The sequence below is a fragment of the Citrobacter sp. Cy070 genome (assembly GCF_030332245.1).
Lineage (GTDB): Bacteria > Pseudomonadota > Gammaproteobacteria > Enterobacterales > Enterobacteriaceae > Citrobacter > Citrobacter youngae.
Window position 1 is genome coordinate 47434 of record NZ_JAOWIG010000010.1, and the last position, 17714, is coordinate 65147.

Sequence of the window (17714 nt, forward strand, 5' to 3'; positions counted from 1 at the left end):
TTATAAGAAAGGTTTAACGTCACCAACACCTTCGCGCAATACCACCGGGGAATCGTCGGTTAAATCGATGACCGTGGTCGGCTGTTGGCCAAGATATCCACCATGGATAATCAAATCCACCTGTTTCTCCAGACGGTCTTTAATTTCTTCCGGATCTGACTCAGTAAAATCACTGCCCGGCAGCATCAGTGACGTCGAGAGCATCGGCTCGCCCAGCGCTTCAAGCAGCGCCAGTGCTATCGGGTTTGAGGGTACACGCAGGCCGATGGTCTTACGTTTTTCCTGCAACAAGCGGCGCGGAACCTCTTTCGTCCCCTTAAGGATGAAGGTGTAATTGCCCGGCGTGTTGTTTTTGATCAAACGGAAGGCCACGTTGTCGACAAACGAATAGGTCGACAATTCGGACAGGTCACGGCACATCAGCGTAAAGTTGTGCCCGTCCGGCAGGTGACGGATGCGGCAAATGCGCTCCATTGCGCCTTTATCTTCAATTTTACACCCCAACGCATAGCCGGAATCGGTTGGATAGACAATCACCCCACCTTTCCGCACGATATCAACGGCCTGGTTAATCAGTCGCTGCTGCGGGTTTTCGGGATGAATATAAAAAAACTGGCTCATACTTTCCTCTCTGTGGTCTCGGGCTGCTCCCAAAGTTGCCAGACGCCTTCTACGCCTGCGGGCAACCAGAGTTTACGCCCCAACTCAATCCATGGGCAGGGTAGATGAAAATCAGACCCTTGCGATGCCCACAGTTGATGCTGACGCGCAAGCGTCGCCAGATGGGTGCGTTCATTGGGAGACTGCTGGCACTGTGCCACCTCCATCGCGTCACCGCGGTGCTCAGCAAAATGCGCAACCAGTCTTTTCAGCCACTTAGCGCTAAGATCGTACCGACCTGGATGAGCCAGAACTGCCTTACCGCCAGAATGATGAATGACATCAATAGCTTGTTCTATTGTACACCACTGTGGCGGAACGTAACCGGTTTTCCCACGAGCAAGATATTTTTTAAAGACATCCGCCATGGTTGTGGCTTTGCCACATTCCACCAGGAAACGCGCAAAATGCCCCCGCGTAACCGCCCCGCCATCAGCCAGTCGTAGAGCCCCTTCCCATGCGCCGGGAATGTGCGCTTTGTCGAGCCGTTCAGCAATCAGGCGCGCGCGCTGCTGGCGACGTTCCGTCTGTTGCGCCAGAAAGTCGCACATCACTGGATGCGCGATATCAATGTTCAGACCCACTATATGAATCTCATGGTTTTCCCAGACCGTTGATATCTCAACGCCAGAGATCAAATTTAACGCTAAACCTGAACGTGAAATTTCTTCTCTTGCCGCCGCAATGCCCGCCGTGGTGTCATGATCGGTGATCGCCAGTGTACCGACTCGCATCTCTACCGCACGGTGTACTAAGGCTTCTGGCGTTAATCGCCCATCAGAAGCAGTAGTATGGCTGTGCAGGTCATAAATCACTGCGTAATTCGTGTCGCTCAAGGCGGCTCCCGTTTCAATAAATGTCGTAACACGCCCATCATAACGGTTTCGACAAATATACTGAAATCAGGTGTTGACTTTGCCTCATCGAACTAGTTAACTAGTACGCAAGTTCACATGAAGAAGGTATCTGAGATGAAAGCAACATTTATCCTGCACGGTTGGTGGCGCACTTCCTGATTTCGGGCAGTGTCTTACGTCTGCAATATGCAACCAGATACCCGGCCCGCCAAATGAGCGGGCTTTTTTTTGAACAAAATTAATGAGAATAACGATGCAAACACAAAAACCAACACTTGAATTGCTCGCCTGCGATGCCGCCTACCGTGAGAACCCGACGGCGCTGTTTCATCAGGTGTGTGGCGCACGACCGGCAACGCTGCTGCTGGAATCCGCCGATATCGACAGCAAGGACGATCTCAAGAGCCTGCTGCTGGTCGACAGCGCATTGCGCATTACCGCTCTCGGTGACACTGTCACTATTCAGGCACTGTCGGCGAATGGCGCATCGCTGCTGCCCCTGCTGGACGCCGCCCTGCCCGCGGGCGTTGACAACGATAAACAGCCGAATGCTCGTCAGTTGACATTCCCCAGCGTAAGCCCGCTGCTGGATGAAGATGCCCGCTTATGTTCCCTTTCTGTATTTGATGCGTTCCGTTTACTGCAGGAACTGGTTAATGTTCCGGCGCTGGAACGTGAAGCGATGTTCTTCGGCGGTCTGTTTTCCTACGACCTGGTTGCCGGATTTGAAGATTTACCCCAGCTTGAGGCGGGTAACCAGTGCCCGGACTACTGCTTCTATCTGGCAGAAACACTGATGGTTATCGACCACCAGAAAAAAAGTACCCGCATTCAGGCCAGCATCTTTACGCCAAATGACGAAGAAAAACTACGACTGAACGCCCGCCTGGCACAGTTGAGCCAGCAGCTTACTGAGCCTGCGCCGCCGCTGCCCGTCACTGAAGTCCCGCAGATGCGCTGCGAATGCAATCAGAGCGATGAAGAGTTCGGTGCCGTGGTGCGCGGCCTGCAAAAAGCGATTCGCGCAGGTGAGATTTTCCAGGTGGTTCCATCTCGTCGTTTCTCGCTGCCCTGCCCGTCACCGCTGGCAGCCTACTATGTGCTGAAGAAAAGCAACCCCAGCCCATACATGTTTTTCATGCAGGACAACGAGTTCACACTGTTCGGCGCATCGCCGGAAAGCTCGTTGAAATACGATGCCACCAGCCGCCAGATTGAAATTTACCCGATTGCCGGGACCCGCCCACGCGGTCGTCGTGCAGACGGAACGCTTGACCGCGACCTTGACAGCCGTATCGAGCTGGAGATGCGTACCGACCATAAAGAGCTTTCAGAGCACCTGATGCTGGTTGACCTGGCGCGTAACGATCTCGCACGCATCTGTACGCCGGGCAGCCGCTACGTTGCGGATCTCACCAAAGTGGATCGTTACTCCTTCGTTATGCACCTGGTTTCGCGCGTGGTCGGCGAATTACGTAGCGATCTGGATGTGCTGCATGCTTACCGCGCCTGTATGAACATGGGCACGCTGAGCGGCGCGCCGAAAGTTCGCGCTATGCAGCTTATCGCCGAGGCCGAAGGTCGACGCCGTGGAAGCTATGGCGGTGCCGTAGGTTACTTCACCGCCCATGGCGATCTGGATACCTGTATTGTGATTCGTTCCGCCCTCGTGGAAGACGGTATTGCTACCGTACAAGCCGGTGCCGGGATTGTTCTGGATTCTGTTCCGCAGTCTGAAGCCGATGAAACCCGTAATAAAGCGCGTGCGGTTCTGCGTGCTATCGCTACCGCACACCACGCACAGGAGACTTTCTGATGGCTGACATTCTGCTGCTCGATAACATCGACTCATTTACCTACAACCTGGCAGATCAGCTGCGCACTAACGGTCACAACGTGGTGATTTACCGTAACCATATCCCGGCCCAGACGTTAATTGACCGTTTAGCGACGATGAAAAATCCGGTGCTGATGCTTTCTCCAGGGCCTGGCGCACCCAGTGAAGCGGGCTGCATGCCAGAGCTGTTAACCCGCCTGCGCGGCAAACTGCCGATCATCGGCATCTGTCTGGGTCATCAGGCGATTGTTGAGGCCTATGGCGGATATGTGGGCCAGGCTGGAGAAATCCTGCACGGCAAAGCCTCCAGCATTGAACACGACGGTCAGGCAATGTTTGCTGGTCTGGCGAATCCGCTGCCGGTGGCACGCTATCATTCGTTGGTTGGCAGCAACGTTCCGGCAGGATTAACCATTAACGCCCACTTTAACGGCATGGTGATGGCGGTGCGTCACGACACCGATCGCGTCTGCGGCTTCCAGTTCCATCCGGAATCCATTCTGACCACCCAGGGTGCGCGTCTGCTGGAACAAACGCTGGCCTGGGCGCAACAGAAGCTTGAACAAACCAATACGCTGCAACCCATTCTGGAGAAACTGTATCAGGCTCAGACGCTGTCTCAGCAGGAAAGCCACCAGCTGTTCTCTGCCGTGGTCCGCGGTGAACTGAAGCCGGAGCAACTGGCTGCGGCGCTGGTGAGCATGAAAATTCGTGGCGAACACCCGAATGAAATTGCCGGTGCGGCAACCGCGCTGCTGGAAAACGCAGCCCCGTTCCCACGCCCTGATTATCTGTTTGCCGATATTGTCGGTACCGGCGGCGACGGCAGCAACAGTATCAATATTTCTACCGCCAGCGCCTTTGTTGCAGCGGCTTGCGGACTGAAAGTTGCCAAACACGGTAACCGCAGCGTTTCCAGCAAATCGGGTTCTTCGGATCTGTTAGCGGCATTTGGCATCAATCTGGATATGAACGCCGATAAATCCCGCCAGGCGCTTGACGATCTCGGCGTGTGCTTTCTGTTTGCGCCAAAATACCACACCGGTTTTCGCCATGCCATGCCGGTACGCCAGCAGTTGAAAACCCGCACGCTGTTTAACGTGCTCGGCCCGTTGATTAACCCGGCACATCCGCCGCTTGCGCTGATCGGCGTTTACAGCCCGGAGCTGGTGCTGCCGATTGCCGAAACGCTGCGCGTGCTCGGCTATCAGCGAGCAGCCGTAGTGCACAGTGGTGGCATGGACGAAGTTTCGCTGCATGCACCGACCATTGTGGCTGAGCTGCACGATGGGGAAATCAAGAGCTACCAGCTAACGGCGGAAGACTTTGGCCTGACGCCATATCATCAGGAACAGTTGGCTGGCGGCACGCCGGAAGAAAACCGTGACATTCTGAGTCGCTTGTTACAAGGTAAAGGTGAGGCCGCTCATGAGGCTGCTGTTGCCGCGAATGTCGCCATGTTAATGCGCCTGCACGGTGAAGAAGACTTAAAAGCCAACGCGCAAACCGTGATTAATGTGCTGCGCAGCGGTGCGGCTTACGACCGTGTTACTGCACTGGCAGCGAGAGGGTAAATGATGCAAACCGTTTTAGCGAAAATTGTCGCTGACAAGGCGATTTGGGTAGAAGCCCGCAAACAGCAACAACCGCTGACCAGCTTTCAAAATGATGTTCAACCCAGCACGCGTGATTTCTACGATGCGCTGCAAGGGACACGCACCGCTTTTATTCTGGAGTGCAAAAAAGCCTCTCCGTCAAAAGGCGTAATTCGTGATGACTTCGACCCGGCACAGATTGCGGGAGTATACAAACATTATGCGTCAGCAATTTCCGTGCTAACGGACGAGAAATATTTTCAGGGTAGCTTTGATTTTCTGCCCATCGTCAGTCGCATCGCACCACAGCCGATCCTGTGTAAAGACTTTATTATCGATCCTTACCAGATTTATCTGGCACGTTTCTACCAAGCGGACGCCTGCCTGCTGATGTTGTCGGTTTTAGATGATGAACAGTATCGTCAGCTCGCCGCCGTCGCCCACAGCCTGAAAATGGGCGTGCTGACCGAGGTTAGCAATGAAGAAGAGCTGGAGCGCGCCATTGCGCTGGGGGCGAAAGTCGTCGGTATTAACAACCGTGATTTGCGTGACCTGTCGATTGACCTCAACCGTACTCGCCAGCTTGCACCACGTTTGGGTCATGGCGTCACCGTCATCAGCGAATCCGGGATCAACACTTATGGTCAGGTTCGCGAACTCAGCCATTTCGCCAACGGATTTCTGATAGGTTCTGCGCTGATGTCCCATGATGATCTTCACGCCGCCGTTCGTCGTGTTTTGCTTGGCGAAAATAAAGTCTGCGGACTGACTCGTGCACAGGATGCAAAAGCAGCGTACGAATCTGGGGCCATTTATGGCGGCGTAATTTTTGTCCCGACCTCACCACGCGCTGTCAGCGTTGAGCAGGCGCGAGACGTTATGACGGGTGCGCCGCTACAGTATGTAGGCGTGTTCCGTAACACCAACATCGCAGACGTCCGCGAAAAAGTCACCGCACTGTCGCTGGCCGCCGTACAACTACATGGAAGCGAAGATCAGGCCTATATTGATGCTCTGCGCAATGTGCTACCCGCGCAGGTGCAAATCTGGAAGGCGCTAAGCGTCAGCGAGACATTGCCAGCCCGTGATTACCAGCATGTCGATAAATACGTTTTCGACAACGGTCAGGGCGGTAGCGGGCAACGCTTCGACTGGTCACTCTTAGGCGGACAATCGCTGGATAACGTTTTACTGGCTGGCGGACTCGGTGCAGATAACTGCGTCGACGCGGCTAAAACCGGCTGTGCCGGGCTCGATTTCAATTCTGGCGTAGAGTCACAGCCGGGCATCAAAGATGCGCGTCTTCTGGCTTCAGTCTTTCAGACGCTGCGCGCATATTAAGGAAAAGGACATGACAACATTACTCAATCCGTATTTTGGTGAATTTGGCGGTATGTATGTGCCACAGATTCTGATGCCTGCGCTGCGTCAACTGGAAGAAGCGTTCGTCAGTGCACAAAAAGACCCTGAGTTTCAGGCACAGTTTACAGACCTGCTGAAAAACTATGCTGGTCGCCCAACTGCACTGACCAAATGCCAGAACATTACTCAAGGCACCAACACCACGTTGTACCTTAAACGTGAAGATTTGCTGCACGGCGGCGCGCACAAAACCAACCAGGTGCTGGGCCAGGCGTTGCTGGCGAAGCGAATGGGTAAAACCGAGATCATCGCCGAAACCGGCGCGGGTCAGCATGGTGTGGCGTCTGCCCTTGCCAGCGCCTTGCTGGGTTTAAAGTGCCGTATTTATATGGGTGCGAAAGACGTTGAACGCCAGTCGCCTAACGTTTTCCGTATGCGTCTGATGGGCGCTGAAGTGATCCCGGTTCACAGCGGTTCCGCGACGCTGAAAGATGCCTGTAATGAAGCGCTGCGCGACTGGTCTGGCAGCTATGACACTGCGCACTATATGCTCGGTACGGCGGCAGGTCCGCACCCCTTCCCGACCATTGTACGTGAATTCCAGCGCATGATCGGTGAAGAAACCAAAGCGCAGATCCTCGAAAAAGAGGGTCGCCTGCCGGACGCCGTGATCGCCTGCGTGGGCGGCGGTTCTAACGCCATCGGTATGTTCGCCGACTTTATTAATGAAACCAGCGTCGGGCTGATTGGCGTAGAGCCAGGCGGTCACGGGATTGAGTCTGGAGAACACGGCGCGCCGTTGAAACATGGTCGTGTCGGGATTTACTTCGGCATGAAGTCCCCGATGATGCAAACCGAAGAAGGACAGATTGAAGAGTCTTACTCTATTTCCGCCGGACTGGACTTCCCGTCAGTCGGGCCACAGCACGCTTATCTGAACAGTATCGGACGTGCTGACTATGTATCAATTACTGATGATGAAGCGCTGGAAGCCTTCAAAACGCTGTGTCTGCACGAGGGGATTATCCCGGCGCTGGAGTCCTCCCATGCCCTGGCGCACGCGTTGAAAATGATGCGTGAAAATCCGGAAAAAGAGCAGTTACTGGTGGTTAATCTCTCCGGTCGCGGCGACAAAGACATTTTCACCGTACACGATATTCTGAAAGCGCGAGGGGAAATCTGATGGAACGTTACGAAAACCTGTTTGCACAGCTGAAGGACCGCAAAGAAGGCGCTTTTGTCCCCTTCGTGACCCTGGGCGATCCCTCTGTTGAACAGTCACTGAAAATCATTGATACGCTGATCGAAGCGGGTGCCGATGCGCTTGAGCTGGGTATTCCGTTCTCCGACCCGCTGGCCGACGGCCCAACCATTCAGGAAGCGACATTACGTGCGTTCGCGGCAGGCGTCACGCCGTCACAATGTTTTGAAATGTTGGCGTTGATTCGGCAAAAACACCCAACCATTCCAATTGGTTTACTGATGTATGCCAACCTGGTGTTCAGCAAGGGTATTGACGAATTTTACGCACAGTGTGAGAAGGTCGGCGTAGATTCGGTATTAGTCGCCGATGTGCCGGTTGAAGAGTCTGCGCCATTCAGAACGGCCGCATTACGTCATAATGTAGCGCCAATTTTCATTTGCCCGCCTAACGCTGACGAAGAACTGCTGCGTCAGATTGCCGCTCATGGCCGCGGTTATACCTATTTATTGTCACGCGCAGGCGTTACGGGTGCCGAAAATCGTGCGGCGTTACCGTTGCATCATCTGGTCGAAAAGCTGAAAGAATTCAATGCCCCGCCTTCTTTACAGGGCTTTGGTATCTCTGCACCGGAACAGGTGACAGGCGCCATTGAAGCAGGTGCTGCGGGGGCTATTTCCGGATCGGCGATTGTCAAAATCATTGAGAAAAATGTTGCAGCACCAGAGCAAATGCTGGCTGAGCTGAAAGCGTTTGTCAGCGCGATGAAAGCCGCCACCCAACAGTAAGCTAATTAAACCGCCAGTGACTTCTGGCGGTTTTACTCCCTGGCCTGCTTCATTTTGTACATGGCAGTATCCGCATTCTGGATTGCCGCATCCAGCTCCCCCTTCACCTCTGCAATCCCCCACGACACTGACAAGGGTATAGTGTTGCCGTCCACCACAAATACATGGCTGGTCACCTGTCCGCTTATACGCTGCGCAATCGCGATAGCATCACTGGCCTGAGAGCGAAACAGCAGGATCATAAATTCATCTCCGCCGGTGCGGATCACAAGATCGTGGCTGGTACGGGTGTTAGACAACATTCTGTTGGCGATAATTTGCAGCGCACGGTCCCCAGCAGCATGCCCCCAGGTATCATTGACGGCCTTGAACTTATTGCAATCCAGTAGCACTACCGAGCAATGTGATAAATCCCTGCGCTTGATGATGTCGAGAATTCGGCGATTAAAGCAGCCGGTCAGCGTATCAATATAAACTTTCAGGTCGCTTTCATTCAGCCATGATTTTAGCGAGAAAGTAATCATGATGAAAAAGAACGGCGCCAGCAGAATAACAATGCCGGCTTGCGTATCGCGCGCCATAAAACGGCCTAATGACAGCGAATAGTGCAGCGCATATTTTTCTGAGAAATTGCGCACCAAATAGCTGGATTGTCCCGCACATTTGCCGGATAAACAAAGGCTCTCTTTGTTGGTTAAATTCACTAACTCCACGTTCAATCCGGGAAGAATTTGATTATCAAACGCCTCGGCCAACGCTTCCTGCAGCTCGGGTTTCGAATGATCATAGACCAGATAGGCAACGATTTGGTCTGATATCTCTTTACCCGACAGATCGTAGATATAGCTCACCACGCTGTAGGCTTTTTCACCGGTAATTTTATCGGTATAGAAGTTTGTTGAACTGAGAGCTTTATTTTTGACATTTTTTTGCAGCAACCGGGTATAGAAATCGACGGGCGGATAGAAAAACTGCGTAATATCCATCGCCATTTCGGAGTCAGAAAAACTGAAATTGCGCGAGTCGGAAGCCATAAACCAGTAAAAATAATCTGAATGGCTGGCGATAATGTAACGATGCGCATCGAAGCTGCCTGGATTTAGCTCATTAACCATTCCACGGATGAACTCCGCCGCAGTATACATACACAGCGCATTATGGCTGGGTTGCTGAGCAATAATCGTCCCTGTCGCGGAATGAACCCGCTTTGGGTCGGCGTTAATTCCCCATTCATCTTTATTTCGCGGAACAAACTGCGCCATAACACCACACTGTTCGCCGGTTTTGATGTGGTAGTAACGCTCGCCAATCGCATCGGCAATTAGCTCATTATCGTTAAAAATGTCCAACATGTGAGCTTGCAGGCGGCTCACGCCTTCACTGGCGGTCGCCATACGCTGTTCATAAATGATAAACAGAAACAGCGAGGTAAATACCAACGTAATGAGCCCGGATACCAGCAGAGCCTGCCTGTTTCGGAGCTTATCCTGCACAATCTTCACGAGTCCACCCCGATAGTTAACAGTATTACCAAACCGGTTACCCGTTTATGTTGTTGCATAACAGCGTTGTATATGGATAAAGATGTTAACCATCCAGAGACTAATGAGTTGAAATAAGAAGCGCACTCGTGCACGAAAGTTACAGACTTATACAATAAAAGCACATTTTTGTTAACACAAATGCAAACTAATCATCACCTTCAATCGGATACCCTGCCCGACGGATGGCCTCACGGCAGTCGCTCACGCCTGCGGCATAGCCCGCTTCAATCTCGCAAACCGGGCTGGCGCTGCAGTAAGGTAGTGTGATTTGTGTGGCGATGACCTTTTCCAGAGCTTCCACCCTGCTCATGTAATTCAATAATTCGCGCGCAGCATACACGGCAAACTCTGTTGTATCATCGTCTATGGATGCTTCCATAAGGGAAATTTTTTGTTGTAACAGCTGACGGGTCAATATCATCGTCAATACCCTCAAAGCCAGTTTGCTTAAAGAGTAGCATTACATCGAAGGGGAGAAAGTCGGGAAGGGAAAAAGAGAGGAGAAAAGGCTGGCCGCGAAACGACCAGCCTATCAGACTGGAATCATTGACTTAAAAACGATAACCCGCAGAGAACATAAACACCCACGGATCGAGGCGTACGCTGTCACGCTGCTGGACGCCACCCATTTTATAGCTCGCGGTGGTGTCGATATCCATGTACCAGACTGACATGTTAATCAGCCAGTCGCGGTTGATCAGATAGTCCATACCGACCTGTCCTGCTGCACCCCAGGAGTCTTTCAGGCTCAGATCGGATAAACCTGCTTCTTTCCCGTTGTTGTTAAAACCTTCATCGAAGAAAGTCGTGTAGTTCACACCCACGCCAACGTAAGGACGTAGTTTGCTGCTGGAGTCGCCAAAGTACCACTGCGCCATTAACGTCGGCGGTAAATGATGAACGGTGGCAATATCACCGGTTGCCCCGGTGCCTATCTTATGGCGAAACGGCGTGGCTGCCAGTAATTCAACGCCAATATTGTCGGTTGCCATATAGGTGAATGTCAGGCCCAACTGCGTATTGTTGCTGACATCAAAGCCACCCAGGCTTCCCAGCGTACCACCCGCGCCTTCCGTCGGTCTGACGGTAGCCGAGCCTGCTCGAATAAAGAACTCTCCGGCCTCATGCGCAAATGCGTTACCAGAGAGAAGAGTTGTTAAAGCCAATGCTGCAACTGTTAATTTTTTCATGTCCGCTCCATCGTTATGGTTATAAAAGCGGAACGAATATACCCACAATGGAGTAATAAGTGATCTAACCTGGATCACATTGAGTTTGATAATTTAACATTTATTGATCCAGATTAAGTTAGAACTTGCATTCAAAATCCTGGTTAAATTAATTCAGATCAATTTTGATATATTTTCACTATGCAAGTACCTTTAGCGCCAACACGAAGCGTTGGTTATTTGAACGTGATGCACAGAGAACAAACAACGATGTTGCAAGATGCTGAAGTCCTGGCCAAAAATTACCGGAGCTTTACAAAGATATGCCTTTCCATACATCGTACGATGCTGCCACTGTAGAGTTATCCAGGGTACAATTGCGCGCAAATGAACACCTGCAAAACTCAAGGAGAGTGCATGTCTATCACGGCGAAATCCGTTTACCGTGACACGGGAAACTTTTTCCGTAATCAATTCATTACCATCTTGCTGGTATCGTTATTGTGCGCGTTTATCACAGTGGTGCTAGGGCATGCCTTTTCTCCCAGCGACGCGCAAATCGCGCAACTGAGCGAAGGGGATCAGCTAACCAGCAGTGTGGGCCTGTTCGATCTGGTACAAAATATGACGCCGGAGCAGCAGCAAATTTTGCTACGCGCTTCTGCAGCATCGACGTTTTCAGGGCTGATTGGTAATGCCATCCTTGCAGGAGGCATCATCCTGATGATTCAATTGATTTCGGCGGGTCATCGGGTTAGCGCATTACGCGCCATTGGCGCCAGCGCGCCGGTATTACCTAAATTGTTTATTCTGATTTTTCTGACTACCCTGCTGGTACAGGTCGGTATTATGCTGGTTGTCGTACCTGGTATTCTGTTGGCTATCTTGCTGGCCCTCGCGCCGGTGATGGTCGTGCAGGATAAAATGGGCGTCTTTGCCGCTATGCGCAACAGTATGCGTCTGGCGTGGTCTAATATGCGACTGGTAGCGCCGGCAGTAATCGGTTGGTTACTGGCAAAAACGCTGCTGTTGCTTTTTGCGCCAAGTTTTGCAGTACTAACGCCAAACGTAGGCGCGGTATTGGCGAATACGCTGAGCAATATGATCTCTGCTGTGCTGCTGATCTATTTGTTCCGCCTGTATATGCTGATTCGTCAATAAACCCTGAACGCATGCCGGGTGTGTTACCCAATGCTTTTTGATTACGGACTCGAAGAATGAAGCAGTTTCTTGATTTTTTACCGCTGGTTGTCTTTTTTGCTTTTTATAAGCTTTATGACATCTACGCGGCAACCTCGGCGCTTATTGTCGCAACAGCTGTGGTGTTGATTTACAGTTGGGTTCGCTATCGCAAAGTCGAGAAGATGGCGTTAATCACCTTTGTTCTGGTTGCTGTCTTCGGTGGCCTGACTATTTTCTTCCACAACGATGAATTCATTAAGTGGAAGGTTACGGTGATTTACGGACTGTTTGCCGGTGCACTGCTGGTTAGCCAGTGGGTGATGAAAAAACCGTTGATTCAGCGCATGTTAGGAAAAGAGCTGACGCTGCCGCAGCCGGTATGGTCGAAGCTAAATCTGGCCTGGGCCGTTTTCTTCATCCTGTGTGGACTGGCCAATATCTACATTGCGTTTTGGCTGCCGCAGAACATTTGGGTCAACTTCAAAGTGTTCGGTTTAACCGCCCTGACCTTATTCTTCACGTTGCTGAGCGGAATCTATATCTACCGCCATCTGCCGCAGGAAGATAAATCGTAATAAGTGTTCGCCAGATCTGCGGATCTGGCGAATTTTTACCCACCCACGCTCTTCGTGGCAGACAAGCTGGCTCACATCCCCTCCGCGCGCTGCATCCCCTCTGTTCTCCGCTCGTAAATTCTAGTAGCATCCCGCCTGTAATCTTTCTCTACAGTCGGTTCTACAATGACAACAACGAATAACACCCCCCAGGGTGAACTGGTTTTACGCACTCTGGCCATGCCTGCCGATACCAATGCTAACGGTGATATTTTTGGCGGCTGGCTGATGTCACAGATGGATATTGGTGGCGCTATTCAGGCCAAAGAGATCGCACATGGCCGCGTGGTGACGGTGCGAGTGGAAGGAATGAGCTTTTTGCGCCCGGTTGCCGTGGGTGATGTGGTCTGTTGCTACGCACGCTGCGTAAAACGCGGGACGACGTCAATCAGCATTAATATTGAAGTCTGGGTGAAGAAAGTCGCTTCGGAACCTATTGGCCAGCGTTACAAAGCCACTGAAGCCCTGTTTATCTACGTCGCTGTAGATAAAGACGGTAAACCTCGTCCGATACCAACACAGGTCTGATAACCGCGTTGACACCGTTATCAGACCTGCTTGCCGGAGAAAGCCTGACGCCGACTCCGGCACGCCAGTTACTCAATCTGCGCCGTACCGTTCAGACGGAATACGATATTCACCACCAGGCCAGATCCCGGTTTGCCCGCTTCGTAACGCCATCTGCGCATCGCATTTTTCACTTCACGCTCAAACATGTTGGCAGGCTGTGCGGAAAGCACTTCAACATTCTCCACACGGCCATCTGATGTCACATCAAACTTGACCTTCACCCGACCTTCAATGCGCAAAGCCTGCGCGCGCGCCGGATACTGTGGCTGATTACGACTTAAGGCGCGTGGCCCAGACGGTGCGCTAACCGCAGGTTTACTGGTTGCCGGCGCGGTGCTGGTCGTTGTCGAACGAGCAGGCGCCGTGTTCTCAAACGGCGATACTGGACGCGACTCAACCGGTTTCACGTCACGTTTGGGCTGCTCTTCAACCTTTTTCACCGGTTTTGGCTTCGGTTTTGGTTTAGGTTTCGGTTTCTCAATCACCACCGGCGCCTCTTTTGGCGGTTCCGGTATCGGTTCAGGTTCCGGTTCAGGCTCAACGACAGGCTGCGGCGGTGGTTGAACTGCCTGAGGTGGCTCAAGATCGGCAGGTGCGACCATCGTGATGGAGATCGGCTGCGCGGGTGCAGGCAGTTCAATAACCTGATGTACCGAGGTATACAGCAGACCCGCCACTACAGCGCCGTGAATGCCGACGGAAAGTAACGTCGGCCAGGGAAAGCGACGAGGTAAATCAAGGGTCATTGCAGTCATAATCGTTTCAGTTATAAAACCAGGCCTCGATTTTAAATGCAAATAGCAATCATATTCAATAAGCCCATGACAGTAAGCCGCATTTAAAACGCAATTTCATGTAAAAAAACCATTATCTTAATATGGCCTTAACAAAGCTATTATCTTTACGTTGCAGTTACCAGGGCTTTCCAATAACGTAAACGCGACTTTTACCGATCAAGGAGCTCTACCCGTGCTGTATGTTATTTATGCTCAAGATATCGCAGATTCTCTCGAGAAACGTCTTTCCGTGCGCCCTGCTCACCTGGCCCGTCTGCAACTCCTCCATGATGAAGGTCGTCTACTGACGGCGGGCCCCATGCCAGCTGTCGACAGTAACGATCCGGGTGCGGCGGGATTTACCGGATCGACGGTGATTGCGGAATTTGAATCTTTAGAGGCAGCGCAGGCGTGGGCAGATGCCGACCCGTATGTGGCTGCAGGCGTTTATGCGCAAGTTTCGGTCAAACCGTACAAAAAAGTATTTTAAGAAACAGAACGGACAGGAATACATTGGGCACCGCAACGGTGCCCTTTTTGGATCAAATGCTGTAGATCGCAAACAGCAACGAATTTCGTTGATGATTGAGAATGCATTTTCTGATGGAGTGGATACGCATGTTACGGCGCGATTGCCCTTCAAGCCAACGTGCTTTACGGCGGCTAGCCTGACGCAGCATCCGCCAGCGTCCCACTTCCGTTCTACTACGCTTCATGTTAACTACTCTTCCAGTCACAGAGCGGGCATTATACCCCCAGACCGCATGCAGACCAGTGGTTTTCCCGTGTTTTTATTTGCCAGATGACTCCTGATGCGTAAACTCTTAACAATACGCTTTCAAAAGGATTTTTAATTTTATGACAACCTTCTACACCGTGGTGAGTTGGCTGGTCATTCTGGGTTACTGGGTACTCATTGCTGGCGTAACGTTACGCATTCTGATGAAGCGACGCGCAGTACCCTCCGCAATGGCCTGGCTTTTGATCATCTATATACTGCCATTGGTAGGGATCATTGCTTATCTGTCCTTTGGTGAACTCCACCTGGGCAAACGCCGCGCCGAGCGAGCCAGAGCGATGTGGCCATCAACAGCCAAATGGCTGAACGATCTCAAAGCCTGCAAACATATATTCGCGCAAGAAAACAGCAGCGTTGCCTCCTCATTATTTAAGTTATGCGAGCGTCGCCAGGGCATTGCCGGCGTTAAGGGAAATCAGCTGCAGCTGCTCACCAGTTCAGATGACGTGATGCAGGCGTTAATCCGTGATATTCAGCTGGCGCGTCACAACATCGAAATGGTGTTCTACATCTGGCAACCTGGCGGTATGGCCGATCAGGTAGCGGAATCATTAATGGCCGCCGCCAGACGGGGGATTCACTGTCGTTTGATGCTGGACTCCGCCGGCAGCGTGGCGTTCTTCCGCAGCCCTTGGGCGGCGATGATGCGTAACGCAGGTATCGAGGTTGTAGAAGCGCTGAAGGTGAACCTGATGCGTGTATTTTTACGCCGTATGGACCTGCGTCAGCATCGTAAAATGATCATGATCGACAACTACATTGCGTATACCGGCAGCATGAACATGGTCGATCCGCGTTTCTTTAAACAGGATGCAGGCGTTGGGCAATGGGTTGATTTAATGGCAAGAATGGAAGGCCCGGTAGCCACCGCTATGGGCATCGTCTACTCATGCGACTGGGAAATTGAAACCGGTAAACGTATTTTACCGCCGCCTCCCGATGTCAACATCATGCCGTTTGAGCAGGCCAGCGGGCACACCATTCACACTATTGCCTCCGGTCCTGGCTTCCCTGAAGACTTGATCCATCAGGCCTTATTGACCGCCGCATATTCTGCTCGTGAATATTTAATCATGACCACCCCCTACTTCGTCCCCAGTGACGATCTGCTGCACGCCATCTGTACGGCAGCGCAGCGTGGTGTAGATGTCAGCATCATTCTTCCACGCAAGAATGACTCGATGCTGGTTGGCTGGGCAAGCCGGGCTTTTTTCACCGAGTTGCTGGCGGCAGGCGTGAAAATCTACCAGTTCGAAGGTGGGTTGTTACATACCAAGAGCGTGCTGGTCGATGGCGAATTGAGTCTGGTCGGTACTGTTAACCTGGATATGCGCAGCCTGTGGCTGAATTTTGAGATAACACTAGTGATTGACGATGCCGGATTCGGCGGTGACCTCGCTGCGGTACAGGATGATTATATTTCGCGTTCCCGCCTGCTAGATGCACGTTTGTGGGTAAAACGACCACTCTGGCAGCGTATCGCTGAGCGACTGTTTTACTTCTTTAGCCCGTTGCTGTAAAACGTGCCCATCAGACAGTAAACAGGTAGTCATTATGGATATGGATTTGAACAACCGCCTGACCGAAGACGAAACGCTCGAGCAGGCTTATGACATTTTTCTCGAACTGGCGGCGGACAATCTCGATCCGGCCGACATCCTTCTGTTCAATTTGCAGTTTGAAGAGCGTGGCGGTGCAGAGTTATTCGACCCTGCACAAGACTGGCAGGAGCACGTTGATTTTGACCTGAATCCTGACTTCTTCGCCGAAGTGGTGATTGGTCTGGCAGACTCAGAAGACGGCGAGATTAACGATATTTTTGCGCGTGTTCTGTTATGTCGCGAAAAAGATCACAAACTCTGCCACATCCTCTGGCGTGAATAATGAAAACAAAAAGCTGCTCTCGCAGCTTTTTTTATTTCTAGTCAGGCAATTTACTTCCGCAACGATTACAAAATTGCGCGCTGTGCTCATGCTGGCTTTGTTGGCACTGTGGACATTTGCGCTGATTTTGCCGGTGCTGAAACGCACTACTCATATGTGTTGTTATCAATCCTGTCGGGATTGCGATAACCGAATAACCAATCAGGATCAGCACTGACGCAACCATGCGGCCAAGCGGTGTATGCGGGGTAATATCACCATAGCCAACAGTTGTAACCGTAACGATTGCCCAATATACCGACGCATTCAGCGTAGTAAAACCATATTTCGGGCCTTCAATCAGGTACATCAGGGCGCCAAAGACAATCATCAGAATGGCAATAAACGAATAAAACAGCATCAACTGATGACGGGCACTTTTAATTGCGCTCCAGAACACACGCAGCGACGGCATAAATCGCAGCAGTTTGAGTATTCGCAGTACACGCAGCACGCGCATCGCTCGCCAGGCGAAAACATAACTCAGACTAATTTCCGGCCATAGCCACATCACATACAGTGGCAGAATTGTCGCGAGATCGATAATTCCCCAGAAGCTAAACACATATTTTGCAGGATTGGCCCAGCAGCACAATCTGAGCAGATATTCGATGGTAAAGACCAGCGTAATAAAGACTTCCAGCCAGACAAAAATATGCCATTCATCATAGGTTAAATGGTATTGCGTCCCGACCCCAGACTCAATGAAGATAACAATCACGCTCAGCAATGCGAACAGTGCGCACATGCCTTCAAAACGGCGCCCCGAGCGCGTGTCTAAATCAAATAATGTACGATAGAGAGTACGGCGAACAGAAGAGACTAAGCCTGACACAT

20 protein-coding genes, 1 pseudogene and 1 other annotated feature are annotated in these 17714 nt (G+C 51.7%); of the genes and pseudogenes, 13 read left to right on the top strand and 8 right to left on the bottom strand.

Annotated features, from left to right (window positions below; translation table 11 throughout):
• Both OGY19_RS01350 and rnm read right to left on the bottom strand, forming a co-directional pair.
• The gene (locus OGY19_RS01350; protein WP_061068009.1) at positions 1-621 is read right to left on the bottom strand and encodes an L-threonylcarbamoyladenylate synthase; all 621 of its coding nucleotides are present in this window, start codon (positions 619-621) and stop codon (positions 1-3) included.
• A complete protein-coding gene (rnm, locus tag OGY19_RS01355) occupies positions 618-1496 on the bottom strand; it encodes an RNase RNM (protein ID WP_048211492.1) in 879 nt (292 codons plus the stop codon). The genes OGY19_RS01350 and rnm overlap by 4 nt, the downstream gene beginning before the upstream one ends.
• 135 nt (positions 1497-1631) lie before the next feature.
• Here rnm and trpL point away from each other — a divergent pair, with 135 nt between their 5' ends.
• From trpL to trpA, 6 genes are all read left to right on the top strand, one after another.
• Positions 1632-1676 carry a trp operon leader peptide gene (gene trpL, locus OGY19_RS01360; RefSeq protein ID WP_133087228.1) on the top strand — a complete coding sequence of 15 codons (45 nt, stop codon included), beginning with the start codon at positions 1632-1634 and terminating at the stop codon, positions 1674-1676.
• Positions 1653-1747, top strand: a sequence feature (Trp leader region). Its footprint overlaps the gene before it by 24 nt.
• A gap of 23 nt (positions 1748-1770) precedes the next feature.
• Entirely contained in the window at positions 1771-3333 is a 1563-nt protein-coding gene (locus OGY19_RS01365) for an anthranilate synthase component 1 (protein WP_115601971.1), read from the top strand.
• On the top strand, positions 3333-4928 hold the full coding sequence (trpD, locus tag OGY19_RS01370; protein ID WP_003020639.1) for a bifunctional anthranilate synthase glutamate amidotransferase component TrpG/anthranilate phosphoribosyltransferase TrpD: 1596 nt from the start codon (positions 3333-3335) through the stop codon (positions 4926-4928). Before OGY19_RS01365 ends, trpD begins: the two co-directional genes overlap by 1 nt.
• A 3-nt stretch (positions 4929-4931) precedes the next feature.
• Entirely contained in the window at positions 4932-6290 is a 1359-nt protein-coding gene (gene trpCF, locus OGY19_RS01375) for a bifunctional indole-3-glycerol-phosphate synthase TrpC/phosphoribosylanthranilate isomerase TrpF (protein WP_115602408.1), read from the top strand.
• A gap of 10 nt (positions 6291-6300) precedes the next feature.
• Positions 6301-7494: a tryptophan synthase subunit beta gene (gene trpB / locus OGY19_RS01380; RefSeq protein ID WP_003020645.1), complete on the top strand. Its 1194-nt coding sequence runs from the start codon at positions 6301-6303 to the stop codon at positions 7492-7494.
• On the top strand, positions 7494-8300 hold the full coding sequence (trpA, locus tag OGY19_RS01385; protein WP_048211489.1) for a tryptophan synthase subunit alpha: 807 nt from the start codon (positions 7494-7496) through the stop codon (positions 8298-8300). The genes trpB and trpA overlap by 1 nt, the downstream gene beginning before the upstream one ends.
• Positions 8301-8332: 32 nt before the next feature.
• Here the strand turns inward: trpA and OGY19_RS01390 are convergent, their stop codons facing one another.
• The 3 genes from OGY19_RS01390 to ompW form a co-directional block, all read right to left on the bottom strand.
• The gene (locus tag OGY19_RS01390) at positions 8333-9802 is read right to left on the bottom strand and encodes a GGDEF domain-containing protein (protein WP_061068011.1); all 1470 of its coding nucleotides are present in this window, start codon (positions 9800-9802) and stop codon (positions 8333-8335) included.
• Between the two features lie 187 nt (positions 9803-9989).
• Positions 9990-10265 (bottom strand): hypothetical protein, encoded by a 276-nt coding sequence (locus OGY19_RS01395; protein WP_048211488.1) that lies wholly within the window; start codon positions 10263-10265, stop codon positions 9990-9992.
• Positions 10266-10395: 130 nt separating this feature from the next.
• The gene (ompW, locus tag OGY19_RS01400; RefSeq protein WP_040233206.1) at positions 10396-11034 is read right to left on the bottom strand and encodes an outer membrane protein OmpW; all 639 of its coding nucleotides are present in this window, start codon (positions 11032-11034) and stop codon (positions 10396-10398) included.
• Between the two features lie 281 nt (positions 11035-11315).
• Between ompW and OGY19_RS01405 the strand changes: the two are divergent.
• From OGY19_RS01405 to yciA, 4 genes and pseudogenes are all read left to right on the top strand, one after another.
• Positions 11316-11402, top strand: a pseudogene (locus tag OGY19_RS01405) (YkgJ family cysteine cluster protein); the annotation flags it as partial.
• A 28-nt stretch (positions 11403-11430) separates the two neighbouring features.
• Entirely contained in the window at positions 11431-12174 is a 744-nt protein-coding gene (locus tag OGY19_RS01410) for a YciC family protein (protein ID WP_040233207.1), read from the top strand.
• Between the two features lie 56 nt (positions 12175-12230).
• Positions 12231-12770: a septation protein A gene (locus OGY19_RS01415; protein WP_005126421.1), complete on the top strand. Its 540-nt coding sequence runs from the start codon at positions 12231-12233 to the stop codon at positions 12768-12770.
• 165 nt (positions 12771-12935) lie between these two features.
• Positions 12936-13337 (top strand): acyl-CoA thioester hydrolase YciA, encoded by a 402-nt coding sequence (gene yciA, locus OGY19_RS01420; RefSeq protein WP_048211486.1) that lies wholly within the window; start codon positions 12936-12938, stop codon positions 13335-13337.
• Between the two features lie 68 nt (positions 13338-13405).
• Here the strand turns inward: yciA and tonB are convergent, their stop codons facing one another.
• Positions 13406-14134, bottom strand: a complete 729-nt coding sequence (tonB, locus tag OGY19_RS01425) for a TonB system transport protein TonB (RefSeq protein ID WP_197724098.1) — start codon at positions 14132-14134, stop codon at positions 13406-13408.
• Positions 14135-14348: 214 nt separating this feature from the next.
• Between tonB and OGY19_RS01430 the strand changes: the two genes are divergently transcribed.
• Positions 14349-14645 (top strand): YciI family protein, encoded by a 297-nt coding sequence (locus OGY19_RS01430; RefSeq protein WP_048211485.1) that lies wholly within the window; start codon positions 14349-14351, stop codon positions 14643-14645.
• Positions 14646-14697: 52 nt separating this feature from the next.
• Here OGY19_RS01430 and OGY19_RS01435 read toward each other — a convergent pair whose 3' ends face one another.
• Positions 14698-14871, bottom strand: a complete 174-nt coding sequence (locus OGY19_RS01435; RefSeq protein WP_005126414.1) for a YciY family protein — start codon at positions 14869-14871, stop codon at positions 14698-14700.
• A 142-nt stretch (positions 14872-15013) separates the two neighbouring features.
• On the opposite strand from OGY19_RS01435, the gene cls reads away from it, so the two are divergent.
• Together cls and OGY19_RS01445 are read left to right on the top strand one after the other, a co-directional pair.
• Positions 15014-16474 carry a cardiolipin synthase gene (gene cls / locus OGY19_RS01440; protein WP_048211484.1) on the top strand — a complete coding sequence of 487 codons (1461 nt, stop codon included), beginning with the start codon at positions 15014-15016 and terminating at the stop codon, positions 16472-16474.
• Between the two features lie 34 nt (positions 16475-16508).
• Positions 16509-16838, top strand: coding sequence for an HI1450 family dsDNA-mimic protein (locus OGY19_RS01445; protein WP_040233211.1), 330 nt, complete (start codon positions 16509-16511; stop codon positions 16836-16838).
• A 37-nt stretch (positions 16839-16875) separates the two neighbouring features.
• Here the strand turns inward: OGY19_RS01445 and OGY19_RS01450 are convergent, their stop codons facing one another.
• Positions 16876-17712, bottom strand: a complete 837-nt coding sequence (locus OGY19_RS01450) for an ion transporter (protein ID WP_048211483.1) — start codon at positions 17710-17712, stop codon at positions 16876-16878.
• Between the last annotated feature and the right edge of the window lie 2 nt (positions 17713-17714).